The sequence below is a fragment of the Cyclobacteriaceae bacterium genome (assembly GCA_013141055.1).
GTDB lineage: Bacteria > Bacteroidota > Bacteroidia > Cytophagales > Cyclobacteriaceae > ELB16-189.
This window is the reverse complement of the sequence record JABFRS010000001.1, coordinates 1,644,360-1,660,363: the sequence shown is the minus strand read 5'-3', so window position 1 is coordinate 1,660,363 and position 16,004 is coordinate 1,644,360. Positions and strand designations below refer to the sequence as shown.

The 16,004-nt window shown below is 41.0% G+C and carries 11 protein-coding genes; 5 read left to right on the top strand and 6 right to left on the bottom strand.

The window, feature by feature from the left end; all coding sequences use genetic code 11:
- Positions 1 to 40: 40 nt before the first annotated feature.
- Together HOP08_07345 and HOP08_07340 are read left to right on the top strand one after the other, a co-directional pair.
- Positions 41 to 700, top strand: coding sequence for a nicotinamide mononucleotide transporter (locus HOP08_07345; protein NOT74728.1), 660 nt, complete (start codon positions 41 to 43; stop codon positions 698 to 700).
- Entirely contained in the window at positions 697 to 1,662 is a 966-nt protein-coding gene (locus HOP08_07340; GenBank protein ID NOT74727.1) for an AAA family ATPase, read from the top strand. The genes HOP08_07345 and HOP08_07340 overlap by 4 nt, the downstream gene beginning before the upstream one ends.
- Here HOP08_07340 and HOP08_07335 read toward each other — a convergent pair.
- Together HOP08_07335 and HOP08_07330 are read right to left on the bottom strand one after the other, a co-directional pair.
- Entirely contained in the window at positions 1,650 to 2,525 is an 876-nt protein-coding gene (locus HOP08_07335; GenBank protein ID NOT74726.1) for an SMP-30/gluconolactonase/LRE family protein, read from the bottom strand. The two genes, HOP08_07340 and HOP08_07335, sit on opposite strands and share 13 nt — an antisense overlap.
- A complete protein-coding gene (locus HOP08_07330) occupies positions 2,522 to 3,793 on the bottom strand; it encodes a sugar MFS transporter (protein ID NOT74725.1) in 1,272 nt (423 codons plus the stop codon). Before HOP08_07330 ends, HOP08_07335 begins: the two co-directional genes overlap by 4 nt.
- 105 nt (positions 3,794 to 3,898) lie before the next feature.
- On the opposite strand from HOP08_07330, the gene HOP08_07325 reads away from it, so the two are divergent.
- From HOP08_07325 to HOP08_07315, 3 genes are read left to right on the top strand one after another with little or no spacing between them, the layout of a single operon-like run.
- The gene (locus HOP08_07325; GenBank protein ID NOT74724.1) at positions 3,899 to 4,774 is read left to right on the top strand and encodes a nucleotidyltransferase; all 876 of its coding nucleotides are present in this window, start codon (positions 3,899 to 3,901) and stop codon (positions 4,772 to 4,774) included.
- A 25-nt stretch (positions 4,775 to 4,799) separates the two neighbouring features.
- Positions 4,800 to 5,744, top strand: a complete 945-nt coding sequence (locus HOP08_07320; protein NOT74723.1) for a pyridoxal-phosphate dependent enzyme — start codon at positions 4,800 to 4,802, stop codon at positions 5,742 to 5,744.
- Positions 5,744 to 6,766, top strand: coding sequence for an aminoglycoside phosphotransferase family protein (locus HOP08_07315; GenBank protein ID NOT74722.1), 1,023 nt, complete (start codon positions 5,744 to 5,746; stop codon positions 6,764 to 6,766). Before HOP08_07320 ends, HOP08_07315 begins: the two co-directional genes overlap by 1 nt.
- 5 nt (positions 6,767 to 6,771) lie before the next feature.
- Here the strand turns inward: HOP08_07315 and lipA are convergent, their stop codons facing one another.
- The 4 genes from lipA to ruvA form a co-directional block, all read right to left on the bottom strand.
- On the bottom strand, positions 6,772 to 7,656 hold the full coding sequence (lipA, locus tag HOP08_07310; protein ID NOT74721.1) for a lipoyl synthase: 885 nt from the start codon (positions 7,654 to 7,656) through the stop codon (positions 6,772 to 6,774).
- Between the two features lie 39 nt (positions 7,657 to 7,695).
- Entirely contained in the window at positions 7,696 to 8,076 is a 381-nt protein-coding gene (gene gcvH / locus HOP08_07305; GenBank protein NOT74720.1) for a glycine cleavage system protein GcvH, read from the bottom strand.
- 106 nt (positions 8,077 to 8,182) lie between these two features.
- Positions 8,183 to 15,175 carry a cell surface protein SprA gene (gene sprA, locus HOP08_07300; protein NOT74719.1) on the bottom strand — a complete coding sequence of 2,331 codons (6,993 nt, stop codon included), beginning with the start codon at positions 15,173 to 15,175 and terminating at the stop codon, positions 8,183 to 8,185.
- 238 nt (positions 15,176 to 15,413) lie between these two features.
- A complete protein-coding gene (ruvA, locus tag HOP08_07295) occupies positions 15,414 to 16,004 on the bottom strand; it encodes a Holliday junction branch migration protein RuvA (protein ID NOT74718.1) in 591 nt (196 codons plus the stop codon).

Sequence of the window (16,004 nt, the reverse complement as noted above, 5' to 3'; positions counted from 1 at the left end):
TTTCCCTGTAGTATTTCTGTTTCGTCTGTAGTAGTAATTTATGGCTTCCTTCTTCGACATTAGCAACATCTTTTTCACTGCGCTTGGCTATCCGATGAGCTATCTGGAATTTTTTGGAGTTCTGGTAGGAGCTGCCGCAGTGTGGCTTTCCGCAAAAGGAAATGTATGGAGTTGGCCTTTGGGTATCATTAATGTGACATTGATTTTCTTTCTTGTCTACCAGGTGCAATTGTATCCGGATATGTTCCTTCAGATTTTCTTTTTTATAACAAATCTTATTGGATGGTGGCGATGGACGCATCCAAAGGCTGGGGAAGAGAATCGTAAGAATGAATTGCGTGCAAGTTGGATGGAAGTAAAGCCATTAATTATTTTGACTTTGCTCACGATTGTTGGGACGTTCATTTTTGGATCATTTGCTGGAAATCTTCATGAACTTTTCCCAAAGATATTTTCAATGCCCAGTGCCTTTCCCTATTGGGATTCTTTTGTTGCAGTGATAAGTATTACAGCGACCTACCTCATGGTTCAAAAAAAGGTAGAGTGCTGGTTGGCATGGATACTTGCTGATATCATAGCAACATATCTTTATTTTGCAAAAGGAATCATGTTCCTGAGTCTGGAATATTTTGTTTTCTGCCTGATCGCAACATTTGGATTCATAAAGTGGAGATCGGATAGTAAGATAACAACGCAATGAGAAGAGGGCTGGTTATCGGAAAATTTATGCCACTGCATCAGGGGCATTGTGCTTTGATACGCTTTGCGGCTGTTCAATGCGATGAGCTTATTGTTTCAATGACATACAAACATGATGATCCAATTCCAGGTTTGACAAGATTTGAATGGATCAAAGAAGAATTTAAGAATGAGCCTGCAATCAGACCTGAAATATCTGTTGACGATTTTGATGACGAATCATTACCTCTTTCAGAAAGGATTCCATTGTGGCTGGAGTTTCTCTCAAAGAGATTTCCTCGTATCAGCATCATTATTAGTTCAGAAGCTTATGGTAATGAATTGGGTAAAGCATTAGCAATTCCGCATTTCCCTTTTGACCCGGAGCGCAAGAAAGTTCCAGTATCAGGTTCTTTGATTCGTGAAAACCCTTTTCGTTACTGGGATTTTATTGCACAGCCTGCACGATCTTATTTTGTTAAGAGGATTTGTTTTTACGGACCTGAGAGTACAGGCAAATCAACTATGGCTAAACATTTTGCAGACCGCTATCATACAGAATTTGTTCCTGAAGTTTCAAGAGAACTGATTAGTAGCAATGACTTTACTGTAAATGATATTATTAGAATTGGTAAGACTCAGACAGAACGTGTCATTGAAAAATCAAGGATTGCCAATAAGCTGCTATTCTGTGATACCGACTTGATTACAACGGAAGTTTATTGCCGGCATTATCTTGGTGACATACCTCCAGTACTTTTAGAACTTGAGCATCAAATAACCTATGATCAGTATTTTCTGTTTGATATTGATGTACCCTGGGTAGCGGATGGTCTGAGAGACCTGGGAAATAAAAGGAGAGAAATGTTTGAACTGTTCAAGCTTGAACTTGAAAGGCGAAAAATCAGATATCAGATTGTAAAGGGGAATTTTGCCGATCGTGAAAAACAGATTGCTGAATTCGTAGATCGCTACTTTTTATAATTTCTCCCCGCAGCTTCAGAACGGAAAGTCTCCACACATTTTCTGTCCTGAAGAGTAACGTAACAGGTTTTGCCATCCTTTCCACCAAAGATAAGATTGCTTACAGATTTACCCTTTAATGGAATTTCCCGGAGAAGTTTCCCCGTTGGTGAAATAACAGCAATTACACCTTTGCCATATCGTGTTACAAAAAGATTACCTTTTTCATCACACTTCATTCCATCAAGACCAAAATCAGGAAATTCAAATAGAAGTCTTTTGTTTTTTATGCTGTCCGAGTCAATGTCAAATGCCCAAAGTTTTCGCTGGATACTTTCATTTACATACAGTACTTTTTCGTCTGGACTTAATTCTATGCCATTAGTAGTTCCCATCTGGTCCGTGAGGAGAGTCATCTTTCCATTGCTGTCGATTCTCCAGATTTTGCCAGTACTCTCTTTCCAATTAGGATCAGAAACGAATAACTGATCCTTCTTATTAATACACATGTCGTTTGGTTGATTGAATTGATCATTATGTGCATGGATTGAAATAATTTTAGTTTTTGGATCGATGCTCAGAATATTATGTGCTTTAAAATCAGCAATGAGAAAATTTCCCTTTTGATCGAACATGATGGAATTGCCAATACTGCCCTCCGGAAGAGTGACCCACAGATCGACTCTCCCATCTTTATGCACCAATCCTATAGTCCCGTTTTTCTGATAGTTAACGACGAAGAGCCTTCCCTGCTTATCGATATTCGGACCTTCAATATTCTCTGAGAAAAGATTCTCAACTGTAAGATCTTTTGAAATATAGTTTTGAGATGAACATCTGGTTGATGCTAAAATGAAAATTGAAAAGAGAATCATAATTCTCATGAAGCAATGGATTTCCCTGTTTTATATCCCTTTACGGAATAAAATAGAATGTACAGATAACAGGGAATCATAATGGCAACAAAAGCTGCTTCAGGTCCCCATAGGGATGAAAATTTTCCGTACAACTGCGGAATGATTGCACCTCCTGCAATGCCCATGATCAGAAGCGCTGAACCAATTTTAGTAAATTTTCCTAATCCATCAATGGCCAGAGGGAAGATAGCCGGCCACATTAACGCGTTGGCAAATCCTAACAAAGCAATGAAGACAATTGACGTGTATCCCGTGGTAATGTATGCCGCTATGCTGAAGACAATGCCTACAACTGCAGAAATAGAAAGAGCTTTTTCCTGTTTTATGTATTTTGGAATCGTAAGAATTCCTATGATGTATCCAACAACCATTGATCTGAGTGTGTAGGAGGTGAAGTTCTTGGCGTCATCAAGGCTTATTCCAATAGCCTTTCCATAAATGCTGATCACATCTCCAGCCATCACTTCAGCACCAACATAAACAAATATGCAAAGCGCACCCAATAGAAGATGCGGAAATTGAAGGATGCTTGTTTTGCCATTGGATTCACCTTGCTTTTCGTTTTGAGGATCAATCTCAGGAAGATTTGAGAAACGAATCATGATCGCCAGAAACGCTAGTACGGCTGCGATGATCGCATAGGGAAGAATCACTCTTTGAGATAATTCCTGAAGAAGTAACTCACGGGTGGCAGGATCTGTTGTGGTATTTATCTGTACTTCGATTTCGCTGGCTCCTTTCAAAACAATAGCCCCAAGAACCAGAGGACTAATTGCGCCTGCTACTTTATTGCAAATTCCCATGATACTGATTCTACTTGCGGCGCTTTCCATCGGACCAATCACTGACACATATGGATTGGATGCAGTTTGAAGCAATGAAAGCCCCATGCCCTGTACAAATAATCCTGTAAGAAAAAGATAGAATGTTCTTCCCATTGCTGCCGGAATGAATAGCAATGCACCAACGGCGATAACAGCAAGTCCGAGTGACATCCCGTTTTTAAAACCTGTTTTTTCCAGAATGATTGAAGAGGGAATGGCCAGGAAAAAGTAAGCCATGTAAAAAGCAAAAGTGACCATTAATGCCTGTGCATCTGATTGAAGGTCACAAGCAAGTTTAAGAAATGGGATAAGCGTACCATTCAGCCAGGTGACAAAGCCAAAAATGAAAAATAATGCACCAATAATGATGAGTGAGGAGGTATAATTGACTGGGCGGTTCTGTGTAGACATATGTGTTGATGTATTGATAAGTTTGAGGTGAAAATCCTATTTTTACCGAACTAACTTTAATCAAATCGATCCTTGAAAAATAATCAAAAGCTTTCACTTCTCGTCATGGCAGCAGGCATGGGTAGCCGTTATGGTGGCATTAAACAGATTGATGGATTTGGTCCAAATGGGGAGACCATCATGGATTATTCTCTTTACGATGCGCTCAGAGCTGGTTTCACCAATATTGTGTTTGTTGTTCGTGAAGAGATAAAAGAGACAGTAAAAGAAATGTTTTTGCCAAAGCTTCAGGGTAAGGCAGAAGTTCATTTTGAAGTTCAATCATTGGACCGTTTTGTCCCGACCTCTGTTGGTACCGTTGATCGAAAAAAACCATGGGGAACAACCCATGCGATGCTGTGCGGTAAGAATGTGATTGACGGACCTTTTGCGGTGATTAACGCTGATGATTTTTACGGAAGGGATTCATTCCAATCCCTCGCAGATTTTTTCAGATCAGCACCGGCGGATCATCATGCTATGGTAGGCTATACACTTGCAAATGTTTTGTCAGATCATGGTAGTGTTTCGAGAGGAGTGGCTGAAGAGCGTGATCAGCAGGGGCATCTTCAGAAATTGAATGAGCTAACTAAAATTGTCAAGGAGGGTGGGATCATTGTTTCAAAGGAAGAAAACCGTAATCGTGTCCTGGATCCTTCGTTACCCGTATCTATGAATTGTTGGGGATTTCAATCTTCTATTTTTGATCTGTCTGAGAAAATGTTTGCGGAATTTGTTGAGAAGAATATTAATAACCCTTCTGGAGAATTCTATATCGCATTGATGGTATCGGAATTAATCAAACAAAATCTTGGTAAGGTTGATATCATTGGCGGCGGCAACACATGGTTTGGTGTAACTTATAAAGAGGATAAGGATGAGGTCTCTGGCAAGATCAAAGCATTAGTTGACACTGGAGTGTATCCTTCAAAGCTTTGGTAAGTAATTTTTAATTATTCATTTGTTCTTGAATCATCGAATTAGCCTTGATAGAATAAAGAAAGCAGCCGAAATAATCGATCCTGTTTTTTTGAATACCCCACAATATAATTGTGAGCCATTGAGTCAATTAATAGGAGCAGAGGTAATTCTTAAAATAGAAACCTTTAATCCTATTCGTTCCTTCAAAGGGCGTGGTGCTGATTTTTTACTTTCTCAGGTATCCGGAGAGACAAATCTGATGTGTGCGAGCGCAGGTAATTTCGGTCAGGCGATGGCATATGCCTGTCGGAAAAAGAATGTCAGCCTGATGGTGTATGCGTCTGTCCATGCAAATCCCTACAAAATTGAAAGGATGCGTGCGTTGGGAGCGCAAGTTATTCTCTATGGGGAAGACTTTGATTCCGCAAAGGAAAAAGCCAAAGAGGAAGCAAAGAGATTGGGGATAAGAATGATTGAAGACGGCCTTGCTGCCGAAACGGTTGAGGGTGCCGGAACGATTGGTCTTGAACTTTTAAAGCTTAGGAAACTTGATGCAGTTCTGATACCGCTTGGAAATGGAGCTTTGTTCAATGGTATTGCACGGACATTCAAAGAACTCAATCCACAAACGAAAATGATAGCCGTGCAGGCAGCAGGCGCACCCGCGATGATTGACTCATGGGAAGCCGGAAAAATGATTATCCACAACACAATTCAAACAATTGCTGATGGTATTGGTGTTCGAATTCCAATCCAAACAGCACTGGATGACATGAAGCAACTTGCGGATGAAGCAATACTCGTCAAGGAAAATTCGATCATACATGGAATGAAGCTCTTGCATACATACGCCGGATTGATTTGTGAGCCTTCAGGAGCAGTGGGAATTGCAGCAATACTTGAGAATAAGGATCGTTTTTATGGTCAGCGCATCGCGACGATTATCTGTGGTGGAAATCTCACGGAAACTCAAATTAGGGATTGGCTTTAATGGATGAGATACTCCGATCTTTTAGCTTAACTCTTTCAGATTTTTCTATAGAAAGAATTGGATCGGGTCATATTCATGAGACATTTAAATTAAAAGGAAAAATCAGTTATATTCTTCAGCGTGTTAATAAAAATGTTTTTAAGGAACCTGAAGCGATAGCATCCAATATCCGGTTAGCTTCTGATTTTCTTAAAGAGAAGAATCCTGAATATTGTTTTGTAGGCAGTATCCTCACAAAGGATGGATCAGAAATGGCTTATGATCACGAAGGATTTCCTTGGAGACTCTTTCCTTATCGAGAAAATACTATTACCCTTGATTGGGTTTCAACGGAAGACGAAGCATTCAATGCGGCTGCAGGATTTGCGGAACTTACGCGTCTTCTTGATTCCATTGATGAAAGTAAATTTCAGGAAACAATTCCCCGGTTTCATGATCTCTCAAGGAGATATCAGCAATTTATTGATTCATTGAAAAATTCTACTTCAGAACGAAGGCAGAATGCGGAAGAGACAATTTCCTGCTGTAAGAGTTTTTACTTTTTAGTGGAGAACTATGAAGCCCTCTTAAACAAAAATGTATTGCGTAAGAGGGTCACACATAATGATACGAAAATTAATAATATTCTTTTTGATGAGGTTACTCATAAAGTGGCAGGAGTTATAGATCTGGACACCTTGATGCCCGGATATTTTATTTACGATCTCGGTGATATGGTGCGGACTTTTGTAAGTCCTGTTTCGGAGGAAGAACAAGATATTTCAAAAATAGTTTTTCGAAGGAAAATTTATGACGCCTTATTAGAAGGTTATAAATCTCAACTTGGCTCGACCTTGACAAGTGGTGAGCTATCCGCTATTCCGTTTGCGGGAAAGATGATGACTTTCATCATGGCCTTACGCTTTATGACAGATTTTCTGAACAATGATGTCTATTATCACACTAGCTATCCGGACCAGAATCTGGTGCGTGCAAAGAATCAACTGGAGTTTTTAAGGAAGCTTGAGGCTGAATTAAAATAATTTGATCACATGGGTACATTTACATGCCGCTCTGCATGATAGGAGGAACGAACCAACGGGCCCGACTCAACGTATTTTAAACCACGTTTTAATCCTTCCTCTTTATACATTTCAAATGTATCGGGATGAACAAATTCAGCAACTTCAAGATGCATCTTGGTAGGCTGCAGATACTGACCAAGGGTAAGGATCATTAAGCCATTTTGAACGAGATCATCCATGGCTTTGAAGACTTCTTCTTTTGTTTCACCAACACCGAGCATAATGCCGCTCTTTGTACGCTTGCCAGCTTCACGTGTGCGCTTGATTTGCTCAAGACTTCTTTCATATTTTGCCTGCGGTCTTACGCGACGATACATTCTCTCAACGGTTTCCATGTTATGGGAAACAACTTCCTGACCGCCCTCAATCATTCTGTGTAGAGCTTCCCAATTTCCTTTTGTGTCAGGAATGAGTGTTTCAATAGTTGTGGAGGGACTTGTCTTTTTTGTTTGAACTACTGTCTGATACCAGATCTCAGCACCACGATCTTTTAATTCATCGCGATTCACGGAAGTGAGGACAGCATGCTTCACACCCATTAATTGAATGGCCTCTGCTACGCGACGAGGTTCGTCCTCATCATACTCAGTAGGTCTGCCTGTAGCAACTGCACAAAACGTACAACTCCTTGTGCAGATATTTCCAAGGATCATAAATGTAGCAGTACCTTCTCCCCAGCATTCTCCCATGTTGGGACAATTGCCACTTTCGCAAATTGTGTGAAGCTTATGAGTATCAACCAGCTTGCGAACTTTAGCATATTCCGGACCGATAGGCAACTTGACGCGTAACCAATTAGGCTTGCGTTTCTTTGTTTCTTCAACCGAAATGACGGGTAGCTCTATCATGAATTAGTAAAGAGGTGATGACACTCCTTCTATAACCAATTATTTTCCGATAAGTTCCTTGTATTGTGCGGCAGTTAAAAGTTTACTTGCATCCCCTGCGTCTTTTAACTCCATTTTGATCATCCAGCCTTCTCCATACGGATCAGAATTTACTTTTTCAGGACTCGCGTCAAGGGCTTTATTTACTTCCAGCACCTTTCCACTTAAGGGCATATAAAGATCGCTAACAGTCTTTACTGCTTCCACTGTACCAAATACAGAGTGTTCACTTACATCCTGGCCTACACTGGAAATATCTACATAAACGATATCGCCAAGTTCACCCTGAGCAAATTCAGTAATGCCGACAGTGGCCTTTGTGCCTTCAATTTTAACCCATTCGTGATCTTTTGTGTATTTAAGCCCTTCTGGAATGTTCATGCGTATTTTTTTAGAGTAATGAACTCAAAAATACTCGTAAAACCGCTAACCTCAAAAGTGATGTTAGGGCTGAAATCACCTTGACCTGGCCTCACCAAAATCCTTTCTATTGTGATAGATTAAAAAGAATCTTTGCGCCGACCCGGGTGGTTGCTCTCAGATAGGAGTTGGTAACGAGCGGCTCATTAATGTTCCTGTCAACATACATCTGAACGGTAAGCTTGTTATTCACTGCATAGCTCACATTGGGACGAATTTGGATATTGATGTTACCGTTCGTGATCGTACTGATGTCATCAATTTTTCTTTGAATGGTCCTGTTATCTGTAACACTTAGATTCAAACGGAAATTGATATCATTTTTCATTGTGATAATTCTTCCCTGATCCCTGAAGGGAAGTCTCATATTATTTTTAATGAATCCTATTTCTATAGACCAGTCACGTGCATTTACTTCCGTGATCTGTGAATTCGAAACATTGAGTGAAAGATCACGTTTTGTTTTGTATTCAAATCTTGCTGTCAGTTTGCTTTTGGTTCTCACGCTGATACCAATTAGTGGAGAGAATTGTTCTGAGATTAGCACCTGACTGATAACGTAGAGTGGGACGATATCGCCTTGTGAGTTGAATTGCGTTGCAAAACTATTGGTGTTATAATCCGAAAGCGAAATATTATTACTTACCTCTCCATTCTTACCGTAGAGCAATGAGTTCGTAAAATTGCTCACGGAATAAATAGATGAGTATGCATGCGTTATTGTAATAGAAGTAAATACATCTTTTAAAGCACTGATCTTATTAAGTCCGGTATAATCAACACGCCAGTTTGGTAAAGGTGTGGAAGGGAATGGAGACAAGCTAATGGTTTGTGCACTGGTTCCTGTATAAGCTGAGATAAATGCCGGAATCAATACGTCCTGCGATTGGGATTTATAATTCTCAGGCGAAAAGAATCGACTTTGAATCACAGCGCGATTCTGAACGAACTGATTGAATACGTCTGAGTTAAGGCTTGTGTTATTCATGAAACTTGTGCCCACTGAGATTGTGGAGATCCGGTAACTTCCTGTCCGGGTCGGACTTAGTTCTGAAAATTCAAACTCGTCAGGTGTGGCGGTGGTATTTGTTGGATCATGCCTATAAATCTCCTGGAATGAAGAAGTAGTCGTCTTCTTTACATCAAGTTGAACTTTAAAATCCTGAGTAAGCTCAAGGGATGTTCGAATGCCAAGATCTCTTGTTTCGTTTTGACTAAAAGGTGTTGTGAGAACAGGAGATCGGGTCAACCAGTGATTTTTTGCAGCAACTTTGCGAATGTTACCGTCCTGACTTCCAAGAATGAAACCCCAACCTGGAGCAGCCCACGCATTGTCCATTCCGAGAATGTTTGGAGTGGGTGTAAATCCTGGAAGGATCGTTCCAGCGTTAATATTATAAGTAGCAGTTATGCTTCGCATGGACATCAACAAACGAAGTAATCCCTTCACTGCGTAATTATTTGGCGGTCTTTTAACCGTATCGGCGCGCATGCGTGCTTTTTCTACCGCAGTCTGAGGTCGCTTTGGAGTGTTTATATCTTTTAAATAGGATGATTTATTATAAAGCTTAACGAGATCGATCCGGCCATTCAATCCCTGATCAACTGTATTTTGTATAATGTTACCCAATTTCAAACTATCAACACGCTCAATGGGACCTGCACGCCATGAATAACCGACGTTATATCGATACTCAGCACCAACCCAATTCGTCAAAGGGAATTTATCAAAAGGCACGGTATAATTTGCAGTGATGTTCTGTTCGAAATTTTTCTTTCTTCCGAAACTTTTAAGATTAGTAAGAACGGAATCACGATACTGATCAGCTGAAATATTTCTTTTCAAAATAGGAGAAACTCCACCGATAATGTCAACATCCGGTTCATCAATGATTGCGTTGACGCGCGAGTTGTAATCAATGGTCAATGCTTTTGATATCGCCCATCGGGCAGTATAGTAACGATTAAACAGGAAGTATTTCTGAATATTCGGAAGTGTTGTGCCTTCTGTGACTGTAGCATTTCGATAGATGATCTTATTGTAGGATCGATCCAGTTCACCCCGAACAGAGATACTGGTCGGGACTGGATTGAAATTAAAATCCTTAATCAGCTGAAGCCACTGCGATTTAAACTCAGAATTCTTAAAAGGCTCAAAACCTTTGAACTTTGGATTGAACTGCCACGCTATTGCCCCCTTGATATTACGCTGAGTGTTTTCCTGAAGATTAAAATTTGTCCTGGTTGCCTCACTAAAAGCATATGTAAAAGAAAAATTCTCGATATCATAGAGATTGCTTCTTGCATCTGTTTTTACTTTCGTTTTTCGGACATTGGTGAAATTCAGACTTTTCCGGACGGCATTATCCTGAATGATCTTATGATAGGCAATTCGTTCTGCTTCTGTATTGAATGACTTGTCCATTGCCTCGATCCTGGTGTCGGGATTGGCGGGATCGTAATTGGGATCAATAGTCGTTTTCTCATAGCTGATAAACATCGGAATCTTCAGACCTGTGTTGCGGGGCAATAGTTTATCAACAGCAATACTCGCAGAGATATCAAAAATGTTTGTCTCGCCGCGGGCACGTTCGGAAATTTTAGACTGCACGCCACCATAACCAAAAGTTATCTTCTTAAATGAAGTTGTAATATTTCCAAGATCCGCCAGCTTTGTATTTAAAACCGCGTTGGCTGCCCAGCCTGCTGTGCGGTCAAAGTCTGTAAGACGCATTTCATCTGCCCAGATACAAACATCCACTGGCCTCCCATCATCGCGGAGATTACGAACACCGATCATCATTACTTTCACCTGACTGAGATCGGGTCTTCCAAAAATCCTAATACCCTGACGTCCATCCGAAGAAAGTTTTGGCCCAATACGGGGATATAACTCCTGTAAGGAAAAATTTTCCCTGTCCCGTTGAGCCTTCAATGCATACAACTCATTCAAATCAAGATCAATCTGATTCTCGATCGGCCAAACGTCGTCTACTATTTGTGTAGCACCATTGGCAGTAATCTTCAATGGCAATTCTATTTCATAGTAATTCAGATTATCATCAGTACCCAGACGAAGAAAAGCAGTAAGCTGACCATATTGAATTGTTTTTCCGGAAGGGTTGTGAGCAGATAAGAACATCTTGATGCGACCATAATTGAAGAAGTCAAACCCAACTGTCTTATAAATAGCCCTACCATCTCCATCCTCAAGGTTTGTCACACACATCTGTACTGATTGCTCATTGAGTCTTCGTTGAATAGTTGAAGTAACATCGCGATCACGGGCAATTGGAGGAACGTAAGAAGGTTTTTCGCTATTGCCTTGTCCGTTCTCTTCAACATTCACAACAGAAACGGAAAAATTATCCAGATTGGGCTCAAGTTTTTCACTCAGTTGAGACTGATCAAGGGTAGCCTCATATCTTCTCCAGCGATTTCCAACTGCTCTGAAACTGGCAAAGCGCAAAACTACCGGCTGGGTGAAGCCCGTTAAGATCATTCGCGCATAACGTATTGACTTAAAACCATTGATGCCTCCAACCTTGTCTTCAAACTGACGGATTGGAATCCTCACCAGATACCATGTAACATCACTGTAGTTGTTCGGTGTGATTTTATCAACGATATATTTTTTACCTACCTCAAGCTGACCCGGCTTAAGATCAAGATTGAAGACATAATATTCTTCAAGATCACTGAGTGTGTTATCCTGATTTAAATCCTCGTTCTCCGGAATTGTTGAGCCAGATTGTGCAAAGGGATCGCTTCCCGTGATAATAGGAGAATTATTTTCGAGACCGTTGATATTTTTATAGCGACCCAGGAGAGTTGCATTCCTTGCGTCCTGATCAGGTCCAAGGAAATATTCAAAGTCATCAGCAGAAGGGTCACTCTGAACAGAAGCAGGTGCCCCACCTGGAATTTGAGAGAGGAATGTGTCATTAAAATAATCCTGCTCTTTAACGCTACCAATCCCGTCAAGACCAACATCCTGGTTAGCTCGCGAAGCAACGTCTGTATTGAATGCATTATTGATGAACTGTTGGTTGGTAACAAATCCCCAATTGTTTGGAGTTACGGCGGATAAGTCGGGATTTTGAATGTTTACGCCAGTAGTTGGCAAACCATTTTCAAAGGCATGCTTACCATCTTTCATTAGATCTTCAGAAATACTACCCATGTGGAAAATGAGTTTACCACCCGTGGTATTTGGTTTGGCATCAGGTGATCCATCGGCCACCACACCATTTGCATTATTGATGAAAGGATCCATCAACCAAAACTCAACGTATTCAACGTTGGCTTTATCGAAATCGACTTCAGTGCGAATCGCAGTTGTAATACCTGCCCAATTCAATTCTGGATTTTTCAGAGTTCCATTGGGGTTCAAATCAGGATTGTAATTATAGACCCCTCGCTCTGAAGGATAATAAGCGACATCAAAAAGTTGCTCATAAAAATTTCCGACAAAGGCATCTTTGAAAGGAAAAATCTCCTGTGGAATGACGGGGCGAACATAATGATTCTCAATCTCCTTAGTTCCTATGTTGCTGGGCTTGAATGTACTTGACTCGCGATAGAACAAATTATCAATCTGATACCAGGCAAGCTTCGCCCGTCTGAAACCGGCGCGGACATCGTTAGTGAAACCACCACTTTGATCATACCGATTGTCAATAGTTTGCGGCACTACGGCATACTTCCATGCTACGGGATTCATTAAGCTGTAAGGAGTCGCGGTATTCTCAAAATCGTCAATAAAGGATGTTCCATCACCCTGAACAATATTGGAAGTTCCTGGAAGAAGCTGGGCAAATTCAGCGTTCAGTGTTACAGTTGAGATTTCCTTTGTTTGCAGAAAAGGAAGTGCATCTACTACTTTAGTAAGAATCCTGGAATTTTTTTTCAGATTGAGATCAAGGCCATATTGAATATTTCTTGCAGGCTCTGTGCCAATAAGATTTCTCGAAATAAGGGGGCGCTCATTATAGTACAGGAAAGTTGATCCGAGATTTACATCGTCATTGAGTTTATAATCAAACCGGGTTCCAAGTAGACTCCTGGTTTGAAATGCAAAAGGATCCTGTTGCTCATACGTGATGCTGATATCTTTTCCTGAGCTAAGAATACCTTCATTAAGAATCGTCACCTTTCCAAAGGTATAATCAACCTGGAAGTCTACCCCTTCACGCAAAGGTGCACCTCCGGCAAATACTTTTACAGAACCTTGTGAGATGTTAAATCCCTGAATGATGATATCTTTTCCTGCACCTGCTCTGACAGATCCGGTGATGAAGAACTTATTTTTTGTTGTGACAAGCTCAGCTTCTGTTCGGGTGGTATGATACAAGGTGTCATACAAATACTTTTGAAGAAGAAACTGTTGCGTATTGGGAGTTTCGCTTGCGAAAAGCTTTTTCAGTCCATCATTAAAAGGCTCCAGTAATGGGAATATGATCAATCCTGTTTCCGAATTAATGGTTGCTTTTTCAACAAAATCAAAATTTCCATCAGGCTGGGGATCGTTGTAAGGATTCAGACGATCCAGTCCAAATGCCTGGATAAGTTGTACTGTCTTTGAATAATCTCCATCCTGAAGTTGAGGGTTATCTTTACCAGTAGCATCATCACGATAAATAACACGAAGCTGAAATCCTTCCTTTTGGATTTGCGTTACTCCAAGACTGTAGATATTTTTCATCATCAGATTCCAGGTAGGAAGGATCTTTCCGAAATCATCCTTGACAGCGATCTTTCTTGGCCGTAGCAACTTTAAGAAAACGACTTCACTCTCTTTACGATTGGAATAATCTTCTGTAAGCTCACCAACTTTATAAGATTGTCCCTGATATGTGTATTCGTACGCCACTGCAAGCGCCTCATCATTTTGAAGTTTACGTTGCAGAGTGATGTAACCAAGTTCCTTGTGATACGTGAATTCAGTGGGGGCAAGTTTTCGTGAGCTGGTGATTTTTTCGAAATCGGTTCCGTTAATAAAGGGTCCGGGAAAATGAGTTTCAAGCTCGCCATTTATAACATCTGATTCCAGGCTGGGCAGATTTTGAACCTGCGATAATAATGTATTGGTCTCATTGCTGGTTGGAGCAGGAAATCCCGATCCTCCATAGTACGTCGTTGGTCGATACGCTTTATCGTTTTCTCCCAAATCCATAAGACCAATTACATCACGAAGGGTTTGTGTATCATTGGATCGGTTGAGTAAGTAAACTTCAACACGCGTAATATTGATTCCGGAGTTTGATTGAGGAAGTGTGCTTAGCCATTTTTGAAAATTGTCACGGAAGAACTGCCCTAAGAAGAAGTGACGGTTTTCATCATACTGCGAACCAACGATTACAAAAGGATTCCCCTGAGATGCACCATTCGTGCTTCCGGCAATATTAATAGTGGACTGTTTTCCTCGTTGTGTTGTTGCTATTGAGGTGACAAACAGTTTTCCGAATTGCAACTGAGCTTTCAATCCGAAGAGATTTTGTGCTCCTTGAATTAAACTATTATTCAACGGAAGACTTACGTTACCGATCTCAAGCTTCTTTAAAATGTCTTCTTTAAAACCAGTATATTCGATCTTCATCTGATTTTGAAAATCAAATGAATTATTGTTATCGAAGTTAGTAGTGATCTTCAGTTTCTCACCAACCTTTCCCGTAACGGCAAGGTTGATCTGCTGGTCAAATTCAAATCCACCATTCGTTTGCTGACGGATAGGAATTGATGGATTCTGAATTTTCTGCCATTGACCTCCAAAGTCAAGAGTAACAAATCCACGAGGGATCAATTCCACATAGCTTCCTCCGAAAATCCTGTCAAGGATAGGACTTACATAGAGCTTGGGAAGAAGATTACGGCTACTCACGGCACTTTCACCATCCAACGCGCGGCTTCGACTTTTCCAATAGTCTTTGAGAATGGCCTGATTCTGAAGTCTGGAAGCTTCATCAAAGGTCATGTAGGAGGGCGATCTGAAGTTTACAGAGCCCATTCTTTCATATATAGAATAGATCCTGCCTGTATCTGGCAGCACCTCCAGCTTCATGATTTTAGGATCCTTCAGGAAGAGGGGAGACTGCGTTGTGCCGTTTGAAAACGGATCACCATAACGATCGGGGGGTTGAAAATTGGGCCTGAAAAGAGGCCTGTATTTAAGGGAATCCCGGGTGGTATCTCTCTTATTAAACTGGGCCTGGGCTAAAAACGAAATGAGACATGACAGCAGTATCATGCCCAATCGAAGGGTAGCGTATTTTGTCCAGGTTAGGTGGTTCAAACGTACTCTATGCGTTTTTCAATGCCTGCTTGACCAAATCTTCCAAGCTAATGGTATTTCCCGATTTTTTCAGGACTGTATCGATACTTTTCTCTGCCGCCGACCTTGCGATACCTAAGGTCATCAGTGCTGTTAACGCCTCCTGGCGCATGGTATTGCTCACGATTCCGGTTAAAGTTAAGCTTTCATCACCACCACTTTTCCGGAGCTTATCTTTCAATTCCAGGACTAGTCTTTGGGCTGTTTTGCCCCCAATTCCCTTCACTGCCTGGAGGGTAGCCGTATCCTCACGAAGGATCGCTGCCTTCAACTCCATCGGTGGTAAGGACGACAGAACCATCATGGCAGTATTCGGTCCTACACCATTGACGGAGATCAGGTTTAAAAACATAATCTTTTCGGCCTCAGATGCAAAACCAAAAAGGATCTGTGCATCTTCCCTTACATGAAGATAGGTGACAAGCTTTATATCTTCTTTATCCTTGATCTCAGAAAAAGTATTGAATGAAATAGAGGCCTGGTACCCGATGCCTCCCACGTCCACAATGACGTGGGTAGGCTCTTTATGTACCAGCTTGCCCCTTAGGTAGGCAATCAT